This window comes from Enterobacter sp. 50793107 (assembly GCF_001463365.1).
In the GTDB taxonomy this organism is placed as follows: domain Bacteria; phylum Pseudomonadota; class Gammaproteobacteria; order Enterobacterales; family Enterobacteriaceae; genus Enterobacter; species Enterobacter cloacae.
The window spans coordinates 180786-206193 of record NZ_LNII01000002.1 but is presented as its reverse complement, the minus strand read 5'-3'; the positions used below and the strand labels follow the sequence as shown (position 1 = coordinate 206193).

Genomic DNA, 25408 nt, shown 5'->3' with positions numbered 1-25408 from the left:
TCCCTCTCCCTTAGGGAGAGGGCCGGGGTGAGGGGCACTCACCAGAACTATTCACTACAAAAATCCACACCCGCCACATAAAACCACAAATCCGACCACACCAGCCGATTTGCACCCGCACGGTGCTAGCGTTATGGTTACCCACTTTCAAAACAAGCTCGACAGATCACCTGCTATGACGTTTTCACTTTTCGGCGACAAATTTACCCGCCATTCAGGCATTACCCGCCTGATGGAGGACCTCAACGACGGGCTGCGCACACCGGGCGCCATCATGCTCGGCGGCGGAAACCCGGCTCAAATCCCGGAGATGAATACCTATTTCCAGACGCTGCTCGCTCAGATGCTGGAAAACGGCAAAGCAACCGATGCGCTTTGCAATTACGACGGCCCTCAGGGTAAAACCGAACTGCTGAAACTCCTCGCCGACATGCTGCGTGAAGAGCTGGGTTGGGATATCGAACCGCAGAATATTGCACTGACAAACGGCAGTCAGAGCGCGTTTTTCTACTTGTTTAACCTTTTCGCAGGACGTCGCGCCGACGGCACCACCAAAAAAGTATTGTTCCCGCTGGCACCGGAGTATATCGGCTACGCCGATTCCGGTCTGGAAGAGGATCTGTTCGTCTCCGCGCGCCCGAATATTGAGCTGCTGCCGGAAGGTCAGTTCAAATACCACGTCGATTTTGAACATCTGCACATTGGTGAAGAGACGGGCATGATCTGCGTATCACGTCCAACCAACCCAACGGGCAACGTCATCACCGACGACGAGCTGATGAAACTGGATGCGCTGGCAAATCAGCATGGCATCCCGCTGGTGATCGATAACGCCTATGGCGTGCCGTTCCCGGGCATTATCTTCAGCGAAGCACGTCCGCTGTGGAACCCGAACATCGTCCTGTGTATGAGCCTCTCCAAGCTCGGCCTGCCGGGCAGCCGCTGCGGGATCATCGTCGCCAATGAAAAAATCATCACCGCCATTACCAACATGAACGGCATTATCAGCCTTTCTCCTGGCGGTATTGGCCCGGCGATGATGTGCGAAATGATTAAACGCAACGATCTGCTGCGCCTGTCTAATGACGTGATCAAGCCGTTCTATTATCAGCGCGTTCAGGAGACGATTGCCATTCTTCGCCGCTATTTACCGGAAGAACGCTGCCTGATCCACAAACCTGAAGGGGCAATTTTCCTGTGGCTGTGGTTTAAAGATCTGCCGATCACCACCGAGCTGCTTTATCAGCGCCTGAAGAAGCGAGGCGTATTGATGGTGCCGGGAGATTACTTCTTCCCGGGGCTGGACAAGCCGTGGCCGCATACGCATCAATGTATGCGTATGAACTACGTGCCCGATCCGGAAAAAATCGAAGCCGGGGTAAAAATTCTCGCCGAAGAGATCGAATTCGCCTGGCGCGAAGACGCCCAGTAAGAACCTACGCCAGATTACGCAACCGCTCGGTGCGTAATCTGGCGGGATCGACACAGCTCAGCGCGTGGGTCGGACAGGCTTCCACACAGGCCGGTCCGTCCGCGCGGTGCGCGCATAAATCGCATTTCAGCGCCTGAAGCGTATCTCCTGCCCATTGCACCTGCATCGCCCCAAACGGGCACGCCACCATACAGCGTTTACACCCAATACACCGTGCCTGCTCAACCTGCCAGGCTCCCTCGCCACGGCGAATCGCCTGCGTTGGGCAGACATTCGCGCAAGGGGCATCTTCACACTGATGGCAACCCACCGCCGTGGTGAAAGCGTCCCCTTTGACTACCCGAATGCGGGGCGTAAAGGCGTCTGTTGAGATGGCGTCCTGATGCGACACGACACACGCCACTTCGCAGGTGCGACAGCCGATGCATTTTGCCGAATCCGCCATGATGAACCGGTTCATCTGTTATCCCTCGCGCACGTTAAAACCCAGCTCTCTGGAGATCGCGTCCGCCGTTTCACGCAGAGGTGTAAGCAGATTTTTTTCGCCAATCTGCTTCATGCGGGAGGTCGACAGCGAAATTGAGATCGCATACGGCACGCGGCCATGAATATCAAACACCGGCACCGCGATACAGGAGACCCCCAGTTCGTTCTCTTCTTTGTCCATCGCCATGCTGTGCTCGCGGATTTCCGCCAGCTCGTCATACATCGCGCTCAGTTCAGTGATGGTGTTGCGGGTCAGCGGCTGGATCTGATCCTGGTGGCTTTCCCAGTAGCTCGCCACATAGTCCTGGTGACCGAATGCCATGTAGATCTTGCCCATTGCCGAGCAGTAAAGCGGCATATGCTGGCCGATATAGGCGCGCGTGCGCAGCATACCGGTGGTCGGCTCAAGCTTATAAATCAGGATCGCGTGATCGTCTTCGCGGCTGGAGAAGTTCACCGTCTCGCCGGTGGCGATATTCAGCGACTCAAGATGCGGAGCCGCCACGTGGATGATATTCAGCGACGACAGCGCCTTTTGCCCGACGGCGATAAATTTGGTGGTCAGGCGATAGCTGCCCGCCGCCGGTGCCGGGGTGACGTACCCGCACGACTGCAATCCCTGCAGTAACCGGTGCACGGTGCTCTTATTCAGCCCGGCCAGTTCCGATAAATGGGCCAGAGGACAGCCGTTCGGATAGTTACTGAGGATCTCAATCAGCATCAGACCGCGAAACAAGCTCTGGCTACCTGCTGGCCTCTCTTTTTCTTGCGTCATGTCGCTCTCTTTCATGCTCATCCCATGGCTCCTTTTTATCGCGCCCTGATGGTAGCGCAAAGTGTGGTTCAGTTCACGATCTCAACAGAAAAAACACAACCAGTTGATTTTAATCGATTTTGAAAATCATGAATGTCGTTGATCTGGCAAAATTTGATCGCTATATTTGAAATCATATTTCGCATAGTGAAATTTAGCGATAAAAAAGCACTCGCACTTGCCCCTACGAAGAACAGGAGAACAGGGATGAAAGTGACATTCGAAGAGTTGAAAGCAGCGTTCAATCGGGTTCTGCTCGATCGCGGTGTAAAAGCAGAAACGGCGGATGCCTGCGCGGAGATGTTTGCCCGCACCACGGAATCTGGCGTCTATTCCCACGGCGTGAACCGCTTCCCGCGTTTTATTCAGCAACTGGACGCGGGCGACATCATTCCTGATGCCCAGCCAAAACGGGTGACCACATTAGGGGCCATCGAACAGTGGGATGCCCAACGCGCCATCGGTAACCTGACGGCGAAAAAAATGATGGATCGCGCCACCGAACTGGCCTCCGATCACGGTATCGGTCTGGTTGCGCTGCGTAACGCTAACCACTGGATGCGCGGAGGGAGCTACGGCTGGCAAGCCGCAGAGAAGGGCTACATCGGGATCTGCTGGACCAACTCTATTGCGGTGATGCCCGCGTGGGGGTCAAAAGAATGTTGCATCGGCACCAACCCGTTGATCGTGGCGATCCCCTCCTCCCCAATCACCATGGTCGATATGTCGATGTCGATGTTCTCCTACGGCATGCTGGAAGTGAACCGACTGGCCGGACGCACGTTACCGGTCGACGGCGGATTCGACGACGAGGGCAATCTGACCAAAGAGCCTGGCGTGATTGAGAAAAACCGCCGCATTCTGCCGATGGGCTACTGGAAAGGTTCCGGCTTATCGATTGTGCTCGACATGATCGCCACCCTGCTCTCTAACGGCTCCTCCGTGGCGGAAGTTACCCAGGACAACAGCGACGAGTATGGCGTGTCGCAGATCTTTATCGCCATCGAGGTCGACCGCCTGATCGACGGCCCAACCCGCGATGCCAAACTGCAGCGTATTATGGACTTCATCACCACCGCCGAGCGGGCAGACGAAAACGTCGCTGTCCGTCTGCCGGGGCATGAATTTACGCGACTGCTTGAAGAGAACCGCCGCAACGGCATCACCATTGACGACAGCGTGTGGGCGAAAATCCAGGCGCTGTAAGGAGTGGGCCATGATATTCGGACATATTTCACAGCCAAATCCGTGTCGCCTGCCGCGGGCGATTGAAAAAGCGTTAGATTTTCTGCGTACCACGGATTTCAGCATGCTAAAACCGGGTGTCGTTGAAATTGAGGGGCGCAACCTCTTTGCCCAGATCCTCGACCTGACCACCAAAGAGCCGCATGAGAATCGCCCCGAAGTGCATCGCCGCTATCTTGATATTCAATTTCTGGCGTGGGGTGAAGAAAAAATCGGTATTGCTATCGATACCGGAAATAACAACATCAGCGAATCATTACTGGAACAACGGGATATTATTTTTTATCACAACAGTGAAAATGAATCGTTTATCGAAATGATACCCGGCAGTTACGCCATATTTTTCCCGCAGGATGTACACCGTCCTGCCTGTATTAAAAACAAGGAAACTGCAATTCGCAAAATTGTGGTGAAAGTGGCAATCAGCGAATTAGATTAATTTTCTGATATACCCTAAATAATTCGAGTTGCAGGAAGGCGGCAAGAGAGTGAATCTCCAGGAGCTTACATAAGTAAGTGACTGGGGTGAACGAGCGCAGCCAACGCACATGCAACTTGAAGTATGACGGGTATAAATACAGGAACGCGAAATGACCAATACCGGTTTTATTATTGGTGCGTACCCCTGCGCACCCTCGTTTCACCAGAAAGGGGAACAAGAAGAACAAACCTTCTGGCGGGAACTTTCTGACACGCCACACATTCGCGGGCTGGAACAACCCTGCCTTGAACATCTCCATCCTTATGGGGATGAATGGCTGTTCCGCCATACGCCGGGTGAATGGCAAATCGTGGTGACCGCCGTGATGGAAACCATGCGCCGCCGCGGCACAAACGGTGCGTTTGGCCTGGCCTCCGCCGATGAAGATCAGCGTAAAGCCAGCGTCGAATTTTACCGCCATCTGTGCCAGAAAATTGCTGCCGTTAACGCCCGTTTTCCTGGAAAGGTGATCGCTCTGGAAATGCAGGCCGCACCGCAGGCGGGCAATGCTTCAGTCGAGCAGGCTATCGAGGCGTTCGCCCGTTCCATTCGTGAAATCGCGGGCTGGGACTGGTCCTGCGATCTGGTGCTTGAACACTGCGATGCCATGACCGGTCCCGCACCGCGTAAGGGATTTTTACCCTTAGAGCAGGTGCTGGAGGTGATAAAAGAGACAGATATCAGCATCTGTATTAACTGGGCGCGCTCAGCCATTGAAGGGCGCAACACCACGCTTCCGGTTGAGCACGTTCAGACCGCCCTTCAGGCCGGAAAACTGGCCGCGTTGATGTTCTCCGGCACCACCATCTGCGGAGAGTATGGTGAATGGCAGGATCTGCACGCACCGTTTTCATCGTACTGTGCCGACAGTTTGCTGACCACTGAACATGCAAAAGCACTCTTTACTGCGGCGAGCGCCGCAACATTGAAATTTTCCGGTATTAAATTACTGGAAATAAATGCTAATGCTGATATCAGCCATCGCATCGCTATTTTGCGAGACGGCATTAGCCAAATGAAAAAAGCAACGCAATAACAATAAAAAAATCTTATTCCGGTTACCTACACTGAGATATTAAATATGAATACGTCTACTCAAGCTCTACATGCGGACATTCCGCGCCAGCGCTGGCTAAGAATTATTCCCCCGATTCTTATCGCCTGCATTATTTCTTATATGGACCGTGTGAATATTGCTTTTGCCATGCCCGGCGGTATGGATGAAGAGTTAGGTATTTCTGCCACTATGGCAGGCCTGGCGGGTGGGATCTTCTTTATTGGCTATCTGTTTTTGCAGGTGCCTGGCGGTAAGATTGCCGTTCATGGCAGCGGGAAGAAATTTATCGGCTGGTCGCTGGTCGCCTGGGCGGTGATTTCGGTCCTGACCGGGCTCGTCACCAGCCAGTATCAACTGCTGGTGCTGCGTTTCTTACTCGGGGTAGCAGAAGGCGGGATGCTGCCGGTTGTGCTGACGATGATCAGTAACTGGTTCCCTGACGCCGAGCGCGGTCGCGCCAATGCGATTGTGATTATGTTCGTCCCCATTGCCGGGATCATCACCGCCCCCCTGTCGGGCTGGATTATTACCGCACTCGACTGGCGCTGGCTGTTCATCATTGAAGGGCTGATGTCCATCGTTGTGCTGGTGCTGTGGGCCTTCACGGTGTACGACCGCCCGCAGGAAGCACGCTGGATTTCTGAAGCGGAAAAAAACTATCTGGTCAAAACCCTGGCCGCAGAACAGCAGGCCATTGCCGGTAAAGAGGTGAAAAACGCCTCGCTGAGCGCGGTGCTGTCCGACAAAACCATGTGGCAGCTGATTGCCCTGAACTTCTTCTACCAGACCGGCATTTACGGTTACACCCTCTGGCTACCCACCATTCTCAAAGAGCTCACGCACACCAGCATCGGCCAGGTAGGCGTGCTCGCGATCCTGCCTTATATCGGGGCCATTGCGGGTATGTTCCTCTTCTCTTCGCTCTCTGACCGTACCGGTAAGCGCAAGCTGTTTGTCTCCCTGCCGCTGATTGGTTTTGCGCTCTGCATGTTCCTCTCCGTGGCTCTGAAAGAGCATACCTGGCTGGCCTACGCCGCGCTGGTGGGGTGTGGGTTCTTCCTGCAGTCGGCGGCGGGCGTGTTCTGGACCATTCCGGCACGCCTGTTCAGCGCGGAGATGGCAGGCGGTGCGCGGGGGGTAATTAACGCCTTGGGTAACCTCGGCGGGTTCTGTGGCCCTTACGCGGTCGGCGTGCTGATCACCTTGTACAGCAAAGATGCGGGAGTTTACTGCCTGGCGGTGTCACTGGCACTGGCCTCTCTACTGGCCCTGCTGCTACCGGCGAAGTGCGATACCGGTGCGGAGCCTAACCCTACGGTGAACTCGCATAAGCGTGCGGCCTGATGCCCTCACCCCAGCCCTCTCCCACAGGGAGAGGGAGCAAGACGAGAACCCCCGCCCTCTCCCACGGGGAGAGGAAGCAAGACGAGAGAGTCAAAGATGAGTGAAAAAGAACCCTTCTGGCTGGGTATCGATTGTGGCGGTACTTATCTGAAAGCCGGTTTATACACCCGCGAGGGCAAAGAGGTCTGTATTGAACGCCGCACGGTTGCCACGCTCAGCCCGCGAGCAGGCTATGCGGAGCGGGACATGAACCAGCTGTGGCAGCAGTGTCACACCACCGTCGCTCTTCTGCTCAACAACGCCCGGGTTAGCGGCGAGCAGATCAAAGGCGTGGGCATTTCAGCGCAGGGCAAGGGGCTGTTTCTTCTCGATAAACAGGATCGTCCCCTGGGCAATGCGATGCTCTCCTCAGACCGTCGGGCACTGGACATCGTGCAGCGCTGGCAGCAGGACGGTATTCCCGAAAAGCTCTATCCGCACACGCGACAGACGCTCTGGACCGGGCATCCGGCCTCTCTTCTGCGCTGGGTCAAAGAGAATGAGCCACAACGCTATCAGCAGATTGGCTGCGTGATGATGGCGCACGACTACCTTCGCTGGTGCCTCACCGGCGCAAAAGGCTGCGAAGAGAGCAACATCTCTGAATCCAATCTCTACAACATGAACACCGGCCAGTACGATCCGCAACTCACGCGCTGGCTGGGTATCAGTGAAATCGACAACGCTCTGCCACCCGTTGTCGGTTCAGCAGAAATCTGCGGGGAAATCACCGCTCAGGCTGCCGCACTTACCGGTCTCGCGACGGGAACCCCCGTCGTTGGTGGGCTGTTTGATGTGGTTTCCACCGCGATCTGTGCCGGACTGCACGACGAACATACGCTGAACGCCGTCATGGGCACCTGGGCCGTCACCAGCGGGATTGCCAATGCGCTTCGGGACAACGAACCGCATCCCTATGTCTATGGGCGTTACGTCCACCCGCAGCAGTACATCGTCCACGAAGCCAGCCCCACCTCTTCCGGCAACCTTGAGTGGTTGACCGCCCAGTGGGGAGAAATGTCTTTCAGTGAGATCAACCGCGCCGTGGCCAGCCTGCCGAAAGCCGAAAGCGATCTGTTATTTCTGCCGTTTCTCTATGGCAGCAACGCCGGGCTGGAGATGACGAGCGGTTTCTACGGCATGCAGGCGTTGCATACTCGCGCGCATCTTTTACAGGCAGTTTACGAAGGCGTGGTGTTCAGCCATATGACCCATCTAAACCGCATGCTCGAACGCTTTACCGACGTACAGGCACTGCGCGTCACCGGCGGCCCGACCCACTCTGACGTATGGATGCAGATGCTGGCGGATGTCAGCGGTCTGGCAATTGCGCTCCCGCAGGTGGAAGAGACTGGCTGTTCCGGCGCGGCGCTGGCCGCCCTGGTCGGCACCGGCGTTTATCCCGATTTTTACGCAGCGCAGCACGCGCTCAGACACGACATTCGGGTCATTGAACCCGACATGCACGCCCATGCGGCCTATCAGCGCAAGTATCAGCGCTACCAGTTACTGATTTCAGCACTACAGGGTTATCACGCCCGTGTTAAGGAGCACGACCTATGAGCCGACCATTACTGCAGCTGGCGCTCGACCACACCTCACTTCAGGCTGCCCAGCGCGATGTCGCCAGGCTTTCCGAGCACGTCGATATTATCGAAGCGGGCACCATTTTATGTCTGACCGAAGGGCTTAACGCCGTGCGTGCGTTACGCGAGCAGTGTCCAGGGAAAACCCTCGTGGCGGACTGGAAGGTGGCCGACGCCGGAGAAACGCTGGCAGAACAGGCGTTTGGCGCAGGCGCGAACTGGATGACCATCATCTGCGCCGCGCCGCTGGCCACAGTTGAAAAAGGTCACGCGGTGGCGCTGCGCTGCGGTGGGGAAATTCAGATGGAGCTGTTTGGCAACTGGACGCTGGACGATGCCCGCGCCTGGCACCGCATCGGCGTGAAGCAGGCCATCTACCACCGGGGACGCGACGCGCAGGCCAGCGGCCAGCAGTGGGGTGAGGCAGATCTCGCTCGAATGAAAGCGCTCTCCGACATTGGTTTGCAGCTGTCCGTCACCGGCGGCATCACCCCGGCCGACCTGCCGCTGTTTAAGCAGATCAACGTCAAAGCCTTTATCGCCGGTCGCGCACTGGCAGGCGCTGCCAATCCACCGCAGGTGGCCGAGGCCTTCCATTCGCAAATCCGTGACATCTGGGGAGCGTAATCATGCGTCAGCATCCGTTAGGTATTTACGAAAAAGCGCTGCCGAAATCCCTCACCTGGCCGGAGCGCCTGGTGCTGGCAAAAAGCTGTGGCTTTGATTTTGTTGAAATGTCGGTAGATGAAACGGACGAACGCCTGTCGCGCCTGGCGTGGAGCACCACACAGCGTGCATCGCTGGTGGAAGCGATGCTGGAGACCGGTGTGTCGATCCCCTCCATGTGCCTGTCTGCCCACCGCCGCTTCCCGTTTGGCAGTCGGGATGAAACCGTGCGCGCCCGCGCCCGCGAGATCATGTCCAGTGCCATTAAACTGGCGCGTGATTTGGGTATTCGCACCATCCAGCTTGCCGGGTATGACGTGTATTACGAAGAGCATGATGAAGGCACCCGGCAACGCTTCGCCGAAGGGCTGGCATGGGCAGTCGAGCAGGCCGCCGCCGCACAGGTGATGGTGGCCGTTGAGATCATGGACACCGCGTTTATGAACTCCATCAGCAAATGGAAAAAGTGGGACGAGATGCTGGCCTCGCCGTGGTTTAGCGTTTACCCGGATGTCGGCAACCTCAGCGCGTGGGGTAACGATGTGGCCGCCGAACTGACGCTGGGCATTGACCGCATCGCGGCAATTCACCTGAAAGATACCCAGCCCGTCACGGCACAAAGCCCAGGACAGTTCCGCGACGTGCCGTTTGGCGAGGGCTGCGTCGATTTCGTTGGCGTGTTTAATACGCTCAATAAGCTGAACTACCGCGGCGCGTTTCTGATTGAAATGTGGACCGAAAAAGCAAAAGAGCCGGTGCTGGAGATTATCCAGGCGCGCCGCTGGATTGAAGCCCGTATGCAGGAAGGAGGCATGACATGTTAGAACAACTCAAAGCCGAGGTGCTGGCAGCCAACCTGGCACTGCCCGCCCACCAGCTGGTGACCTTCACCTGGGGTAACGTCAGCGCGGTGGATCGCGACAGCGGTCTGATGGTGATCAAACCGTCCGGCGTGGAGTATGACGTGATGACGGCGGAGGATATGGTGGTGGTGAATATTGCCACCGGTGAGGTGGTCGAGGGCAGCATGAAACCGTCGTCAGACACGCCTACCCATCTTGCGCTGTACCGTCGCTACCCGGAGATTGGCGGCATCGTCCATACCCATTCCCGCCATGCCACCATCTGGTCTCAGGCAGGTCAGGATCTGCCTGCATGGGGCACGACGCACGCGGACTACTTCTACGGCGCGATCCCCTGCACGCGGCGGATGACCACGGCGGAGATCGCAGGAGACTACGAGTATCAGACCGGTGAAGTGATCATCAAAACCTTTGAAGAGCGCGACATCAGCCCCATGCAGATCCCGGCAGTGCTGGTGCACTCCCACGGACCGTTCGCCTGGGGTAAAGATGCCGCCGATGCGGTACACAACGCCGTGGTGCTGGAAGAGTGCGCGTACATGGGCCTGTTTTCGCGCCAGCTTGCGCCCCAGCTTCCGGTTATGCAGCAGGAACTGCTCGACAAACATTATCTGCGCAAGCACGGTGCGCATGCCTATTACGGGCAGTGATCAACCGGAATTAATGTGTTCCTTACAGTACCGCCGTTTCCAGACGGCGGGCGTTAACCCGGTATGCTTCGAAAATATCTGCCGGAAGTACCCCACGTCGTTAAAACCGCAGCGGGTGGCCACTTCCGTTAATGACGCTGAGTCATTCAGCAGCATTTTTTCTGCCGCCCTGACGCGCTGGCGATGAATCGCCTCCGTCAGGGTTAAATGAAATGTCCGACGAAACACGCGCCCGAGGTAATCGGCATTACAGTGCAGCGATTTTGCCAGCAGCGAGGTGGAGAGCGGTAAATGAAACTGCGTGCGAATAAGCTGTTTTGCCTTCCAGGCCAGAGCTGCACCGGCCTCATCGGGGCGGTCCTCATACCCTGCTGAGAGGGATATTTGCTGCAAAATCAGTAGCAAAAGCATTTCCAGCGCCACGCTGCGCTGTAATTTTTCCTGCTCGCTGAGGAACTGGCGAAAAAGCGCAATCACCGACGGGACATCCCTCACGCAGCAATGTTGTTCAATGGTCAGCGGAGAAGCCTCCGGCAAAGCAGAAGGCCCAGGTTTCACCTCAAAATGCAGCCAGTAGAATCGCAGATCGGCCGGAAAATCTTCTGTACCCACATGCCGCCGCTTCGGCCAGAGCAATAAACTCTCCCCCGCCTTCACCTCAAAAAGACGGTTCTCCTCCTGGATCGTTAATGTCCCCTTTTCGACGAAAATGATTTCCCACGACGTTAATTTACGCGCCGGGTGGCGACCCACACCCCGCGAAATAAACAATCCGCCGTTTTGCACTTTAATCGGAAGCGCTATGGATAATTCGAGCATGGATATTCACCATTCCGCTTTTATTGCCGCATTTAATTGACTTATCCATTGATTATTAACAATTTACGTTATAGCTGCCCGATCAAACTCACACTTTCTTCATCAGGTCGGAATCGTCATCTTTTTATACTTTTCCCTTCCCTTGTTGCCCTTTTCGTTCAGTGCAGAATGAATGAGGTACCTTGCACAAATACGATAAAAATCGATTACCGAGGAGTTATCTCATGACTTCCACACCGATTACCGAGTCTGACGTTGCACAACGGGTGAGAGAAGAACGTTTGTCCGTTCGCGAAAAAATTGGCTACGGCCTGGGCGACGCGGGCGGCACGGTCATTACCTGCCTGATAATGAATTTTCTGACCTTTTTCTATACCGATATTTTTGGCCTGACCCCGGCGCTTGTCGGCACGCTGTTTATTGCCCTGCGCGTATTTGACGCGATTTCTGACCCTGTCATGGGCGTGATTGCCGACCGCACCCAAAGCCGATGGGGGCGCTTTCGTCCCTGGCAGCTGTGGGTGGCATTCCCTATTGGCATCATCGGGGTGCTGACCTTCACCGTACCTGAAGCCAGCATGGGCGTGAAGATTGCGTGGGCATTCGGCACTTACCTGCTGCTGTCCGTCGGCTATACCGCCATCAACGTGCCCTACTGCGCGCTGATCAACACCATGACCACCCGCCACAGCGAGGTCATTTCCTGCCAGTCATGGCGCTTTGTGCTGTGCGGCGTTGCGGGATTTTTGGTCTCCGTCGGCCTGCCGTGGCTGGTGGCAGCGCTGGGGCAAGGCAACGCCGCCCGGGGTTATCAGCTGGGCGTTGGCGTCCTGTGCACCCTCGCCGTGGTGATGTTTCTCTGCTGCTTCTTCTGGGTCCGTGAACGCGTCCCACTGGCGCTGATGGGTAAATTCACCCTGCGCGAACACCTGGCAGGGCTGCGTAAAAATGACCAGCTGCTGCTGATGCTGGTGATGTCGTTTTTGCTGATCAACGTCTTCAATATCCGTGGTGGCGGATACATGTACTTCATCACCTATGTGCTTCAGGGCAGCACCGCCTATACCTCGCTGTTTTTCACCATGGTGACCTTCGCAGCGATCCTCGGGGCGGTGATCGTCAGCCCCCTCTCTCGCCGTGTTGATACGGTCAAACTCTACTACTACACCAACCTGGTGCTCGCCGCGATCGCGGCTGGCATGTGGTTCCTGCCCGGCGGCCCGGCGCATCAGACGCTCTGGCTGATCGTAATTCTGAGTAACGGCGTCATCCTGGGCTTTACCCTGCCGCTGCACTTCTCGCTGATGGCTTTTGCCGACGACTACGGCGAGTGGAAGACCGGCGTGCGATCGTCGGGCATGAACTTCGCCTTCAACCTGTTTTTCATCAAGCTGGCGTGGGCCTCCAGCGCCGGGATCATCAGCCTGGTGTTTATCGCCGTCGCCTATCAGCCGGGAGCGGGTAACCAGACGCCCGCCTCGCTGCAGGGCATTACCGCCATGGAGACGCTGCTCCCTGCCCTTTTCCACCTGCTGCTGGCGGTCTCAATCCGCTGGTGCAGACTCAACAATCCGATGATGTCGCGCATTGCCACCGATTTGCGCCAGCGTCATGTACCGTCCTGAGGAGAACGTGATGTCCATAATGGAAGCCGACCTGCATAACCTGAAAATCAACGATCCGTTTCTTGGCCAGTATCAGCGGCTGGTGCGTGATGTGGTCATCCCCTATCAGTGGGATGCGCTCAACGATCGCGTGGCAGAAGCCGAGCCCAGTCATGCCATCACCAACTTCCGCATTGCGGCAGGTCTTGAAGAAGGTGAGTTCTACGGCATGGTATTTCAGGACAGTGACGTGGCGAAATGGCTGGAAGCCGTGGCGTGGTCGCTGTGTCAGAAACCCGATGCTGAACTGGAAAAAACCGCCGATGAGGTGATTGAACTGATCGCCGCGGCGCAGTGTGAAGATGGTTATCTCAATACGTACTTCACCGTCAAAGCGCCCGACGAACGCTGGACAAATCTGGCCGAGTGCCACGAGCTTTACTGCGCGGGGCATATGATCGAAGCTGGCGTGGCGTATTTTCAGGGCACCGGAAAACGCCGACTGCTGGAGGTGGTGTGCAAACTGGCAGATCATATCGACACCGTTTTCGGCCCCCGGGAAGGCCAGCTTCACGGCTATCCGGGCCACCCGGAAATCGAGCTGGCGCTGATGCGGCTGTACGACGTTACTGAGGAGCCACGCTACCTGAACCTGGTGAAATACTTCATCGAGGCGCGCGGTACGCAGCCTCACTTCTATGATATCGAATACGAGAAGCGCGGCAGAACATCGTACTGGCACACCTACGGCCCGGCATGGATGGTCAAGGACAAAGCTTACAGTCAGGCGCATCAACCGCTTGCTGAACAACAAACAGCGATTGGCCATGCGGTGCGTTTTGTCTACCTGATGGCGGGTATGGCACACCTGGCCCGTCTGAGCAAAGACGACGCAAAACGTCAGGACTGCTTACGCCTGTGGAACAACATGGCGCAGCGCCAGCTGTACATTACCGGCGGGATTGGTTCGCAAAGTAGCGGTGAAGCCTTCAGCAGCGATTACGATCTGCCCAACGATACGGTGTATGCCGAAAGCTGCGCCTCGATTGGCCTGATGATGTTTGCCCGTCGGATGCTGGAGATGGAAGCGGATAGCCGCTACGCCGACGTGATGGAGCGCGCCCTGTACAACACGGTGCTGGGCGGCATGGCGCTGGACGGTAAGCATTTCTTCTATGTTAACCCGCTGGAAGTGCACCCCAGGACGCTGGCCTTTAACCACATCTATGACCACGTCAAACCGGTTCGTCAGCGCTGGTTCGGCTGCGCCTGTTGCCCGCCGAATATCGCCCGCGTGCTGACGTCGCTGGGGCATTACATTTACACCGTTCGCCCGGATGCGCTTTTCATTAATCTCTACGTAGGGAATGAGGTCACCATCCCTGTGGGCGATGAGACGCTTAAGCTGCGGATCAGCGGTAATTATCCGTGGCAGGAAGAGGTCAACATTGAGATCGTCTCGCCCGTACCGGTGACGCACACCCTGGCCCTGCGACTGCCGGACTGGTGCGCAAATCCTCACGTGTCGCTGAACGGAGAAGGCATGACGGGCGAGGTATCACGGGGCTATCTTCACCTCACCCGTCGCTGGCAGGAGGGCGATACGCTCACGCTAACCTTACCGATGCCGGTCCGCCGCGTGTACGGTCACCCACAGGTTCGTCAGCAGGCCGGAAAGGTCGCGCTGCAGCGCGGTCCGCTGGTCTACTGCCTGGAAGAAGCCGACAACGGCGCCAACCTGCATAATCTTGCCCTGCCTGCCGACAGTGAATTCCGGGTTTTCGAGGGTAAAGGAATTTTCGCTCATAAGATGCTGATTCAGGTGGAAGGTGTCACGCATGACGCCGCAGAAGCGGGATCGGAGGCGTTATGGCAATACGACCGTCCTGCGGTGCAGCGTCAACCCAAAACGTTGACCTTTATTCCGTGGTTTAGCTGGGCTAACCGGGGAGAAGGGGAAATGCGCATTTGGGTGGATGAGGTCTGAATATCTGCGGCCTGATGCCCTCACCCCAACCCTCTCCCACGGGAGAGGGATCGTTAAGGCAGCACGCGACGCGCTGCCTCAGCAAGAAAAGCGCTTCGGTTACTAAACTGCGGATGCTCATTCACAAAAGAATCAATTTTCACCAGCAATCGACGAGGCAGGGTGATATTGATACGCTCGGCCTTACCGTCGAATTGCTTCATATTGATATCTACAAGCAACCATTGTCCGCCGATAAAATCACCCGGTGTGGCTTCAAGATGTGCTTCAACATTGCCAGGGAGAGGTAACTCTTCATCCATTTCAAATAGCGCTTCGAAGTGAGCTGTCAGTGCATCACGTGCATCCTGAAAAGCATCATCCAGAGAATTGCCGGCAAAAAAACAACCAGGAACGTCAGGAAAAAAACCGCTGGCGCTACCGTCGGGATCAGAATGAATGTAAGCCGGATAAAACATAACTACTCCTGATATCAGTGTTTGATTCCCGCCTGCCGCCAGATTTGCGCGAGGGTGCCGGGTTTTATGTCCTTTTTGGGATGTGGAACGGTCACCAACCCCGCATGTACTGGGTGGCGAAACTGATGATGGCTTCCTTTCGTTCTTACACATTTCCAGCCATGCCTGACCAGAACAGTAATGACATCCGCACTTTTCACATTCCAATTCTTCCATGATTATACACATCATACACACCATCGCTACTGGTGCAGATGACAATAGACGAAAGGAAATGCAAACGCAGCCGGGTTTTGTCTGAACAGGAAGGAGCAACGCAAAAAGAAAGGCGGAACAGGTAAATTGCAGATCGAAATACAGGCGCTATCACAACGCCGGGTAAGGCGAAGCCGCCACCCGGCGTTACAGCATCAGAAGCGCCAGCTCAGCCCGGTCATCAGCGCAAAGCTGTCGTCGCGGTCGATCATCGGGCTGTTCTTCACGTCGTCAGGCAATACGGTATAAACCGCGCTGGCGTTAAGGAACAGGTTCTGGGTTAACTGATATTTTGCCGCCAGACCCACGTATGGCGTCCAGCTGTCACCGGCGGCGTATTCATTCAGACCCGAGCGGCGAGACTCGCTGCCGGAAACCCCGTAGTAGTAGTCGTTATAGCTCTCGTCACTGTAGAAAATGCCCACAGATGGCGTCAGCGTGAGGCGTTCCATGCGGATGGGGCGGAAGTACGAAATCTCACCTACTACGCCACCGCTTTCATCCATCGCATCGCCGGAAACGGCCACTTTCAGCGAGCCCCAGTTTTCATGGCGGTAATAGGCGCCACCCAGGAAAGCAGACGCTTTACGCTCATCCAGATGTTTCATCTGAGGGTCGTCGTTATCGTCGGGATCAAAATGCAGCGGCATCCACGACGCGGTCAGGCTAAATTCATTTTTTTCGTCTTTCCACAGGATCCATCCACCTGTGGTCTGGCGCACATAGAATCGGTCACCTTCATAGCTAATTAACGGAACCGCGGTGGTATTTTCATTATACCCTTTATAAGGTGACTCATTAAATACAGCCCCCGCGCCAAGTGAAAAGTCACCGGCCATTGCGGATGAGGTCGCAAATAACGTGGCAGCGATGAGTAAATTGTTTTTAATAGTCATTCCATGTAATCCATTTAAACGCCGAACAAGCGAGGCGAATAATAATGGTTACAAATTTGCGTATGCAACCCCGCTGTTTATATAATATTATATATAAAATCATATAGATGGGTGGGCATGATGAATAAATTACAACTAAAACCCCGTGAATTAAAAATAATTTCCGTCATCGCCGCTACCCACAGCATTGGTGACGCCGCCGCCCTGCTGGGCATGGCACAGGCCAACGTCAGTAAATATCTCTCTGATTTTGAAACACGAGTCGGTCTCAAGGTCTTTGAGCGCACCACCCGTCAGCTTGCGCTAACGCAGTTTGGTGAGGCCTTGCTTCCTTACGTGAACGCCACGCTGGATAAAAATAGTCAGCTTATTAATTTTATTGCCGATTATAAGCATGAAAAGCGTGGAAAGGTGACGATTTACGCCCCGACAGGCATCGTGACCTATCTCTCTCGTCATGTGATCCACCAGATAAAAGATATTGGCGATATTCGTATTTCGCTGAAAACATACAATCTGGATCGCAATGAATTTTCTGAGGGGGTGACCTTTCCGGATGACTGCGATATTTTAATTACCTATGCTCAGCCGAAAGATGAAAGTCTGGTCGCAAGTGTATTAACCCAATATTCCGTTACCGCCTTCGCGACCGAGGAGTATTTAAATCGGCACCCGTTAAACGGCCCGGAAGATTTAATTCATCACTCCTGTATTCTAATCGACTCCATGCTGGTGGATGATGCTAACATCTGGCGGTTCCGCGTTCATGGCAGTGATGATGTACAGGATTACCGGGTTACCGGGAATTATATTTGCGACAATACGCAAACTGCCCTGGAGCTGGCGAGGAATAATCTCGGTATCGTCTTTGCGCCGAAAGAGAGCCTGAGAAAAGAGTTAAAAAACGGTTCACTGGTTCCCTGCTTCCCGCATCAGGAAGAGTGGTGGCTGGATCTGACGGCCATCTTCCGCAAGCGTGAATACCAGCCATGGCGCGTGCAATATGTTCTGGATGGCGTCCTGAATAATCTTCGCCAGCAAATAGCTCAGGCCGCCCACGGACGGCCTGAGCTGGATGACTAGAACAGCCCCAGCGGTTTATCGGAGTAGCTGACCAGCAGGCATTTCGTCTGCTGATAATGCTCCAGCATCATTTTGTGCGTTTCACGCCCGATGCCTGACTGCTTATAGCCCCCAAAGGCCGCGTGCGCCGGGTAGGCGTGATAACAGTTGGTCCATACGCGTCCGGCCTGGATCCCCCGGCCCATTTTATACGCCAGATTGCCGTTGCGGCTCCAGACGCCTGCCCCCAGGCCATACGGCGTATCGTTGGCAATCTCCAGCGCCTCCTCCATCGTTTTGAAGGTGGTCACGGCCAGCACCGGTCCAAAAATTTCCTCCTGGAAAACGCGCATATTGTTTTTGCCAGACAGAATGGTCGGCTCAAGGTAATACCCTTCCTGCAGATCGCCACCGAGCACTTTACGGCGTCCACCGGTGAGGACATCCGCCCCTTCTTTTTTGCCGATATCAATGTAATTAAGGATGGTTTCCAGCTGTCCATGCGACACCTGCGCGCCCATCTGCGTCACGTTATCTAGCGGGTTACCGCTGCGGATCGACTCCACGCGGCGAATGGCCCGTTCCATAAAGCGCTCATAGATGGACTCCTGCACCAGCGCGCGGCTTGGGCAGGTGCAGACTTCGCCCTGGTTAAAGGCAAACAGCGCAAACCCTTCCAGCGCTTTATCGAAGAAGGTGTCCTCTTCCGCCATTACGTCCTCGAAGAAGATGTTTGGGGATTTTCCGCCCAGCTCCAGCGTCACCGGAATGATGTTCTGGGTGGCGTACTGCATGATCTGCTGACCCACTTCCGTCGAGCCGGTAAACGCCACTTTGGCGATGCGTTTTGAGGTCGCCAGATATTCCCCAATCTCCCCCCCGGCCCCGTTGACCACGTTAATCACACCCGGGGGCAGCAGGTCACCGATAATGTCCATCAGCAGCAGTACTGAAAGCGGCGTTAAGCGGGCCGGTTTCAGGACAATGCAGTTCCCGGCCGCCAGCGCGGGCGCCATTTTCCAGCTCGCCATCAGCAGCGGGAAGTTCCACGGGATAATCTGCCCCACCACGCCCAGCGGCTCGTGGAAGTGATACGCCACGGTGTCGCTATCGACTTCACTGATTCCTCCCTCCTGAGCACGAATACAGGAGGCAAAATAGCGGAAGTGGTCAATCGCCAGCGGCACATCGGCCGCCATCGTTTCACGGATCGGCTTGCCGTTATCCCAGGTTTCTGCCGTCGCCAGCAGCTCAAGATTTTGCTCCATCCGGTCGGCAATTTTGAACAGGATCGCCGCCCTGTCCTGCACGGAAGTCTGTCCCCATTTATCTTTGGCTTTATGCGCCGCATCCAGCGCCAGATCGATATCGCGCTTGCCTGAGCTGGCTATCTCACACAGCGGCTGGCCGGTGACGGGGGTCAGGTTGGAATAGTATTCGCCGTCGACGGGTGCCACCCAGTCGCCGCCAATAAAGTTGTCATAACGGGGTTTTAGCTTGAGAGGGAAACCGTACTCGCTTGGCTGAATGCGTGAAGAGGGAGGATTGTTTGTCATGACCGTCTCCTTGCTGTTGGTGTACAACAAGGGTAGTACCGGCTGGTGATTTTATCGCCAGCCGGAAGTGGTGTTTACGACAGGGGTCACGCTGTTTCTGGAAAGAGCAACGAATCCCGTAATAAATGGTCGTTACCGCGACGGCGGGTAAAACCGATGCGGTTGAAATATTCCAGGATCTGAATGGCAAGCTTTCGCCCCACGTTCAGACGATCGCGGAAATCAGCCGCACAGGTGGAGCCTCGCGCCTGATCCAGTTCGCGGATCAGACTGGCAAACGCGACGATACGATCGTTGCGGTAATAACGATCTTTCACGATCGCAACGATGAGCCCCTGCTGCGCGGCATGGCGCAATACCTGGCGCATCACCTGCTCGTCGGTATTCGTTTCACGGGCGAGATCGCGAACCCACCAGGGCTCATCGCCAAACAGAGGGGCCGCTTTTTGCCAGATTGCCTCTTGCTCTGCGGTGAACCCGGCTTTGTGTTCCGGCAGATGCAGCCAGCCGTGGTGGCTTTTGATCACGCCGCTTTCACGCATGTTTTCTATCAGCAACAGCACCAGCGCATCGTCTTCCATTGGCAGCGCCATACGACGCAGGCGCTCGCGCCCCGGGCCAGGCTCATCCTGATGCTGTTCATGGTAGGTGGCAAGCGTGTTTAACACCTTTCGCTGCCAGCACGCCGCAACCGGCGCGTTCAGCAGGTTATTACCGGCCTGGATAAATCCCGGCTGCTGGGTCAGCGGGAGGAGGCCTTCGTTGCTGAGCTGTCGTGCCCAGGCGAAGTCGGTCAGGTTCACCGCACCGCGTTCAAGATGCACCTCCAGCGCAGCCTTATCGTTACTGGCCTGCGCCAGTGCCGACAGCCACTGCAAATACTCCGGTTTACGCTTCCCGCGACGCGGCGGGTTGAGCGTCACCACCCGCGCCCCGGCCAGCGTTTCTCGCGCCGAGATATCACGCAGCACCAGACGGTCATTATCTGCCAGCCAGAGTGGCGTATCGAAAACCAGTTCAGCGAGATCGTTTTCCAGCAGCGACACGCGCCCGGTGATATGGCTGGCCGCATGGTGGATATGCAGCGGCTGCCACTGGCTGAGCGGGATATGCGTCTGCAGGGAGACAATCACCCGCTCAGACGGTTCTGGCGGCGCCTCAGACAGCAGCCAGTCGCCGCGGTTTAGCTGCGCTTTCTCCGCATCGCCGGCAATATTGAGGGCGATACGCTGCCCGGCATGGGCATGATCAACGGGCTGGTTTTGTGCATGCAACCCGCGCACCCGCATCGGCTTGTTAATACCCGTCAGCCATACGGTATCGCCCACCTTCACTTCACCACTCAGGGCGGTACCGGTCACCACCAGACCCGCACCTTTAACGGTAAACGCCCTGTCGATGGCCAGACGAAAGCGATGATGGCTGGCATGTTCCCGCGACGAAAGCTGCTGCAAATGGTGGCGAAGTGCGTCGATCCCGCGCCCTTCTGTGGCGACTGTTTCAAACAGCGCAGCATCGGTAAAGCCATATTCGCGCAACGTGGCCTGCACCGCCTCGCGCACCTCGTTAATACGCATCGCGTCCACACGATCGGCTTTGGTCAGCGCCACGGTTAGCTGTGGGTTGTCCGTCAACTGCAGGATCGCCAGGTGTTCACGCGTTTGCGCCATAACGCCGTCATCACAGGCCACCACCAGCAGGGCATGGTCAATACCACCGACCCCCGCCAGCATGTTGGAAAGAAACTTTTCGTGTCCGGGGACGTCAATAAAGCCCAGCACGCGGCCATCGGGCTGCGGCCAGTAGGCATAACCCAGATCGATGGTCATACCGCGCTTTTTCTCTTCCGGCAGGCGATCGGCATTCACGCCCGTGATGGCCTGCAACAAGGTGGTTTTTCCGTGGTCAACATGACCGGCGGTGGCAATAATCATTTCAACAGCATCTCCAGAAATCGCTCTTCATCTTCAAGACAGCGTAGATCCAGCCACATTCGGCCATCGTAAATTCGCCCGATAACCGGCGTAGGCAGAGCACGCCAGCGCGCAGAGAGCGCGTCAAGCCTGCTGCCGCGGCCATCGCGCGGGGTGAAGGTCAGAGCCGCGCTGGGCAGCCGATCCACCGGTAACGAGCCACTGCCAATTTGCGACTGGCAGGACTCAATGCGCACGTCGAAATCGGCGTAATGCGACGCGACATTCGGCAACAGTAACTCGGCCTGCGCGCGAATCGAGGCGGCATCACGCGTTAACAGACGCAGCGTTGGCAGGCGTTCCGCCAGTTTCTCCGGGTGGAGATAGAGCCGCAGCGTCGCGTTCAGCGCGGCAAGCGTCATTTTATCGGCACGCAGGGCGCGCTTCAGCGGATGCTGCTGCAGTTTCGCAATCAATTCACGCTTACCGACGATGATCCCGGCCTGCGGCCCGCCCAGCAGCTTATCACCGGAAAAACTGACCAGGCTAACGCCCGCCGCAATCATCTCCTGCACCATCGGCTCTTTCGGCAGACCATACTGGCTCAGATCCACCAGCGAGCCGCTGCCGAGATCGGCAACGACCGGCACATTCAGCTCCTGGCCTATCGCCGCCAGCTCGGCCTCTTCAACGGCTTTAGTGAACCCTTCGATATGATAATTACTGGTGTGGACCTTCATCAGCAGGGCGGTGTTTTCATTCACCGCCGCACGGTAATCTTTCGCATGGGTCCGGTTAGTGGTACCCACCTCATGCAGGGTACAGCCCGCCTGGCGCATCACGTCCGGGATGCGAAACGCGCCGCCAATCTCCACCAGTTCGCCGCGCGAGACGACCACCTCTTTGCCGCTGGCGGTCGCTGCCAGCATCAACAGGACCGCCGCCGCGTTGTTATTCACAATGCAGGCATCTTCAGCACCGGTGAACTGACAAAGAAGATCCGCCAGGGCCCGATCACGATGCCCGCGTCCTGCTCCGTCGAGATCGTACTCCAGCGTGACAGGCGAACGCATGGCCTGCGTTACGGCATCTACCGCCTCTTCCGCCTGTTGCGCACGCCCGAGATTGGTATGCAGGACAGTCCCCGTCAGGTTAATCACCGGGCGCAACGCGCTTTGCCCTTTATCAACCAGCCTCTGTTCCAGCTCCTGCTCCCACGCCACGCACCAGCCGGGCAAGGCATTTTCTGCCTGAATATGGCGCCGGGCCTCGTCCTGAAGCAGACGTAACATCTCAACCGTCGCGGTATGGCCGAACCGCTCGACAGCGGAACGAATAAGGGGTTCACGAAGGAGTCGGTCGGTAGCGGGGATCTGGCTGTACAGGGAGTGATGAGTAGTCATGAAAGCGCCTGGCGAGTAAATATCATCCCCCCTCCCGACGGGAGAGGGAGTTAACATGTGGAGGGATTGTACCGCCTCCTGACGCGAAGTGTTATAACCCGCGTCAAGCCTTTGGCGGTTCGGTACGGGCGAAGCTCTCGCGCTGGAAGAGCGTTTCGGCGAGCTTCACCAGTAGCGGACGGTCGACGCACCAGCCAGGGGAGACGCGACGAAAGTTGAGATAACCAATGGCGCAGGCGATAGCGATCGTCGCCAGATTCAGGCTATCCGTTGCTATTTTGCCCTCCTGTATGAGCTGCTCGCACCTGTCCAGGCTGCGGCTGATTTTCTCACGCTGGCGCAGCAGCTCCGTTTCCGACTGCTGAGCAACGGGCCTTGCCTGCTCGCGCACGGAAGTTAACGCCGCATCCATGATGCCATCGGCCAGCGCTTCAATTTGCTTCACTGCCAGGGCCGCCTTCGGATCTGCCGGTAACATGGCTGGCGCAACGCCGAGCAGCTCGATGTACTCAGCGATAATCGGGGAATCAAACCAGTATTCGCCCTCGTCCGTTACCAGCGCCGGGACTTTCCCCAGCGGGTTGTACTGCGCAACGCCGTTTTCGGCGTTGTAGGGCTGTTCATTAACGAATTCAAATTCAATCCCTTTCTCCAGCAGGAGAATCGAGATCTTTCGCACGAAGGGACTGGTGTAGCTGCCGATGAGTTTCATTGCCTGATCCTTGATGCCAGAAAAAGTCAGTATGGATCAAGCGCTGAAAAAAGGGCAGGTATGCATGTCGCATTCCTGCCCGGCGAGGATTAATGATCAAGATAGAGATAGTGCATCCAGCTGGTCATGCGCAGCAGGACTTTACGCATCACCGAGACGTGCGCGAAATGGTCGGAATAGACCGCCACCTGCGCGTAAATACCGTCCGGCAACGCATCAACGTCGGCGTTAGGCTCCAGTTCTATCAGCGCCTGCACGCCATCCGTTCCCGGTGTTACTGTTAGCGATTGCAGTGCCCCCTGCGCCTGATATGAGCCCCCTGGCACCACCGGCAGAATGCTGGTGAGCTTGCCGGAGAAGACCTGCCCCGGCAGGGCGTTAAACACCACTTCCGCTTCATCGCCCGGCTTCAGACGCAGCAGCGAGTTCTGACGGAACTGGGCCACAATCTGGCGTTTCTGTTCAGGAATAAAGACCATGACCGGGCGCAGCGGCAGCGCGGCGGCATACGTTCCCGGGCGAATCAGCACCTGGGTGATGTAGCCATTGCTCGGCGCACGTACCACGGTCTGATCCAGGTTGTATTTGGCTTCGGCCAGCTGGGCGCGTAAAGAGGCAATCTGCGACTGTTCGCCGTTCACCATGCTGTCTAACTGGCTTTTGATCTGCGTTTGTTCCGCCACTGAGCCTTTTACCAGCGCGTCCTGAGCCAGATAGTTCTGCCGCGCGTTGTCGATATCGCTCTCAGAGAACGGGTTTACCTTCGCCTGGCTGCCTTTGAGATAGCGCTGGTAATCTTTATACAGACGGTCCCGCTCGGCGGACACGCGCGTGGTGTTGGCTACTGCTTCCGACAACTGCGCTTTGAGCACGTCGATATTGTGCGTCGCGGTCACCAGGTCGGCCTGCAGTCTGTCGACCCGTGCCTGATAGCGGCCCGGGTCAAGTTTAAATAACACTTCGCCTTTTTTAATAAGCTGGTTATTTTTATCAGTGACTTCGCTGACCACGCCGGTCACCTGCGGCGTAATCGGAATGGAAATAACCGCTTTTTGCGCCGTAAACGTATACGGGTGGTTATAGTTCATTAATAAAATAAGGCCCGCCACAATAAACACCCCACCTAATGTAGCGGTGGCGAGCGTCCACTGGTTGACCGGAATACGGAATATTTTAAAAATCGCCCAGGCAAACGCCACGTAGGTCAAAATAATCAACAGATCCATAATTAGCGCTCCAGCGTTTTCGTATCAGCAGTGGGCTGTACCGCTGCCAGCTTTTGTTCTAATTCGGCCACGCGTTTGGCCAGCGCATCCATACCCGGCACCTCATCAGCTTTGGTGATGTGGTTTTGCATGCCCCAACCGCGATCTTCCCGGTACAGCGTGGCCCAGATCCACAGGAACGGCCAGATGGCATGGAGCGTAAACAGGCTAATCCAGCCCGCCGTGTGGATTGCATCGGCATGGGGATGATTACGCTTTTTGGCCATGTTATAGGGGATGTCATGAATGGCGATGATTCCGTAAAACAGAACCAGAAAAACAAAAATCAATACGCCCAGCGCAAAATAGTTGAGAAACATATTCTCCTCACTTAAAAAACGTCAACTCATTAAATTAATAAAACAGTACGCAACCTAATTAATTTATTTTTAAACATAAAAGGTAGACTGGTTATTTCAGAGCCGGGGAGTATCGGTTTTTATAATATCTCCATGCAAGTTTATAAACGTGTCAAAATATATCCTGAATAATAATATACTTAACCTTACATTATGAGCGTAATCCACGTTTTCGCTTTTCGCCATACCACACATGAAAAGTGGTTTTTTAGCTTTGCGTGTTGCTCAGAACCATCGTGACGCTCATTCGTCAGGCAGAATTTGCCGCCGATCACAGCCGGAGAAATCCGCATAAAAATTTTTTGTGAATTAAATCACAACTCAGAAACAAACCCGCGACAACTAAATGTGATTCATATCACAAAAACAGGGGTGTTTTGCCGATTTTCTCCCCATTGTGTTTTTTTTAGACTGTGGTTTTGTGATTCAGATCACCTCATTTCCCGCCACACCCCC

24 protein-coding genes are annotated in these 25408 nt (G+C 55.8%); 12 read left to right on the top strand and 12 right to left on the bottom strand.

Annotation, left to right across the window (positions count from 1 at the left end; genetic code table 11):
* Positions 1–175 precede the first annotated feature (175 nt).
* On the top strand, positions 176–1432 hold the full coding sequence (avtA, locus tag APU11_RS01045) for a valine--pyruvate transaminase (protein ID WP_020686533.1): 1257 nt from the start codon (positions 176–178) through the stop codon (positions 1430–1432).
* A gap of 4 nt (positions 1433–1436) precedes the next feature.
* On the opposite strand, the gene APU11_RS01040 is transcribed toward avtA, so the two are convergent.
* Both APU11_RS01040 and yiaJ read right to left on the bottom strand, forming a co-directional pair.
* Positions 1437–1892 carry a 4Fe-4S dicluster domain-containing protein gene (locus APU11_RS01040; RefSeq protein ID WP_058650606.1) on the bottom strand — a complete coding sequence of 152 codons (456 nt, stop codon included), beginning with the start codon at positions 1890–1892 and terminating at the stop codon, positions 1437–1439.
* A 3-nt stretch (positions 1893–1895) separates the two neighbouring features.
* Positions 1896–2714, bottom strand: a complete 819-nt coding sequence (gene yiaJ / locus APU11_RS01035; RefSeq protein ID WP_013094955.1) for an IclR family transcriptional regulator YiaJ — start codon at positions 2712–2714, stop codon at positions 1896–1898.
* 225 nt (positions 2715–2939) lie between these two features.
* On the opposite strand from yiaJ, the gene yiaK reads away from it, so the two are divergent.
* The 8 genes from yiaK to araD all read left to right on the top strand — a co-directional run bounded on the left by yiaK (position 2940) and on the right by araD (position 10663).
* Positions 2940–3938, top strand: a complete 999-nt coding sequence (gene yiaK / locus APU11_RS01030; RefSeq protein WP_013094954.1) for a 3-dehydro-L-gulonate 2-dehydrogenase — start codon at positions 2940–2942, stop codon at positions 3936–3938.
* Positions 3939–3948: 10 nt separating this feature from the next.
* The gene (locus tag APU11_RS01025; protein ID WP_040020975.1) at positions 3949–4416 is read left to right on the top strand and encodes a YhcH/YjgK/YiaL family protein; all 468 of its coding nucleotides are present in this window, start codon (positions 3949–3951) and stop codon (positions 4414–4416) included.
* A gap of 151 nt (positions 4417–4567) precedes the next feature.
* Positions 4568–5494 (top strand): DUF4862 family protein, encoded by a 927-nt coding sequence (locus APU11_RS01020; RefSeq protein ID WP_058650605.1) that lies wholly within the window; start codon positions 4568–4570, stop codon positions 5492–5494.
* Between the two features lie 45 nt (positions 5495–5539).
* Positions 5540–6859: an MFS transporter gene (locus tag APU11_RS01015; RefSeq protein ID WP_058650604.1), complete on the top strand. Its 1320-nt coding sequence runs from the start codon at positions 5540–5542 to the stop codon at positions 6857–6859.
* A 96-nt stretch (positions 6860–6955) separates the two neighbouring features.
* Positions 6956–8461 (top strand): FGGY-family carbohydrate kinase, encoded by a 1506-nt coding sequence (locus APU11_RS01010; protein WP_058650603.1) that lies wholly within the window; start codon positions 6956–6958, stop codon positions 8459–8461.
* On the top strand, positions 8458–9111 hold the full coding sequence (gene ulaD, locus APU11_RS01005) for a 3-keto-L-gulonate-6-phosphate decarboxylase UlaD (RefSeq protein ID WP_058650602.1): 654 nt from the start codon (positions 8458–8460) through the stop codon (positions 9109–9111). The genes APU11_RS01010 and ulaD overlap by 4 nt, the downstream gene beginning before the upstream one ends.
* A gap of 2 nt (positions 9112–9113) precedes the next feature.
* Complete coding sequence (locus tag APU11_RS01000) at positions 9114–9974, top strand: L-ribulose-5-phosphate 3-epimerase (RefSeq protein ID WP_020686527.1); 861 nt, start codon at positions 9114–9116, stop codon at positions 9972–9974.
* Positions 9968–10663, top strand: coding sequence for an L-ribulose-5-phosphate 4-epimerase (gene araD, locus APU11_RS00995; RefSeq protein ID WP_048972676.1), 696 nt, complete (start codon positions 9968–9970; stop codon positions 10661–10663). The genes APU11_RS01000 and araD overlap by 7 nt, the downstream gene beginning before the upstream one ends.
* On the opposite strand, the gene APU11_RS00990 is transcribed toward araD, so the two are convergent.
* Positions 10664–11482, bottom strand: coding sequence for a helix-turn-helix domain-containing protein (locus APU11_RS00990; protein ID WP_020686525.1), 819 nt, complete (start codon positions 11480–11482; stop codon positions 10664–10666).
* A 224-nt stretch (positions 11483–11706) separates the two neighbouring features.
* Here APU11_RS00990 and APU11_RS00985 point away from each other — a divergent pair, with 224 nt between their 5' ends.
* Complete coding sequence (locus tag APU11_RS00985) at positions 11707–13107, top strand: MFS transporter (protein WP_038982539.1); 1401 nt, start codon at positions 11707–11709, stop codon at positions 13105–13107.
* 10 nt (positions 13108–13117) lie between these two features.
* A complete protein-coding gene (locus tag APU11_RS00980) occupies positions 13118–15073 on the top strand; it encodes a glycoside hydrolase family 127 protein (protein WP_058650601.1) in 1956 nt (651 codons plus the stop codon).
* Positions 15074–15126: 53 nt separating this feature from the next.
* Here the strand turns inward: APU11_RS00980 and APU11_RS00975 are convergent, their stop codons facing one another.
* From APU11_RS00975 to APU11_RS00970, 3 genes are all read right to left on the bottom strand, one after another.
* Positions 15127–15531 (bottom strand): type II toxin-antitoxin system HicB family antitoxin, encoded by a 405-nt coding sequence (locus APU11_RS00975; RefSeq protein ID WP_013094943.1) that lies wholly within the window; start codon positions 15529–15531, stop codon positions 15127–15129.
* A gap of 14 nt (positions 15532–15545) precedes the next feature.
* Positions 15546–15731, bottom strand: coding sequence for a type II toxin-antitoxin system HicA family toxin (locus APU11_RS26245; protein ID WP_071843252.1), 186 nt, complete (start codon positions 15729–15731; stop codon positions 15546–15548).
* Between the two features lie 210 nt (positions 15732–15941).
* Complete coding sequence (locus APU11_RS00970) at positions 15942–16682, bottom strand: MipA/OmpV family protein (protein ID WP_013094942.1); 741 nt, start codon at positions 16680–16682, stop codon at positions 15942–15944.
* Positions 16683–16799: 117 nt separating this feature from the next.
* On the opposite strand from APU11_RS00970, the gene APU11_RS00965 reads away from it, so the two are divergent.
* The gene (locus APU11_RS00965; protein ID WP_060578300.1) at positions 16800–17765 is read left to right on the top strand and encodes a LysR family transcriptional regulator; all 966 of its coding nucleotides are present in this window, start codon (positions 16800–16802) and stop codon (positions 17763–17765) included.
* Here APU11_RS00965 and APU11_RS00960 read toward each other — a convergent pair.
* The 6 genes from APU11_RS00960 to APU11_RS00935 form a co-directional block, all read right to left on the bottom strand.
* The gene (locus APU11_RS00960; RefSeq protein ID WP_058650599.1) at positions 17762–19300 is read right to left on the bottom strand and encodes an aldehyde dehydrogenase family protein; all 1539 of its coding nucleotides are present in this window, start codon (positions 19298–19300) and stop codon (positions 17762–17764) included. The two genes, APU11_RS00965 and APU11_RS00960, sit on opposite strands and share 4 nt — an antisense overlap.
* 86 nt (positions 19301–19386) lie before the next feature.
* A complete protein-coding gene (gene selB, locus APU11_RS00955) occupies positions 19387–21234 on the bottom strand; it encodes a selenocysteine-specific translation elongation factor (protein WP_058650598.1) in 1848 nt (615 codons plus the stop codon).
* Positions 21231–22616, bottom strand: coding sequence for an L-seryl-tRNA(Sec) selenium transferase (selA, locus tag APU11_RS00950; protein WP_058650597.1), 1386 nt, complete (start codon positions 22614–22616; stop codon positions 21231–21233). Before selA ends, selB begins: the two co-directional genes overlap by 4 nt.
* Positions 22617–22719: 103 nt before the next feature.
* A complete protein-coding gene (locus tag APU11_RS00945; RefSeq protein WP_013094937.1) occupies positions 22720–23328 on the bottom strand; it encodes a glutathione S-transferase in 609 nt (202 codons plus the stop codon).
* Positions 23329–23417: 89 nt separating this feature from the next.
* Positions 23418–24554, bottom strand: coding sequence for an HlyD family secretion protein (locus APU11_RS00940; RefSeq protein WP_013094936.1), 1137 nt, complete (start codon positions 24552–24554; stop codon positions 23418–23420).
* A gap of 2 nt (positions 24555–24556) precedes the next feature.
* Positions 24557–24913 carry a DUF3302 domain-containing protein gene (locus tag APU11_RS00935; protein ID WP_058650596.1) on the bottom strand — a complete coding sequence of 119 codons (357 nt, stop codon included), beginning with the start codon at positions 24911–24913 and terminating at the stop codon, positions 24557–24559.
* Positions 24914–25408 lie beyond the last annotated feature (495 nt).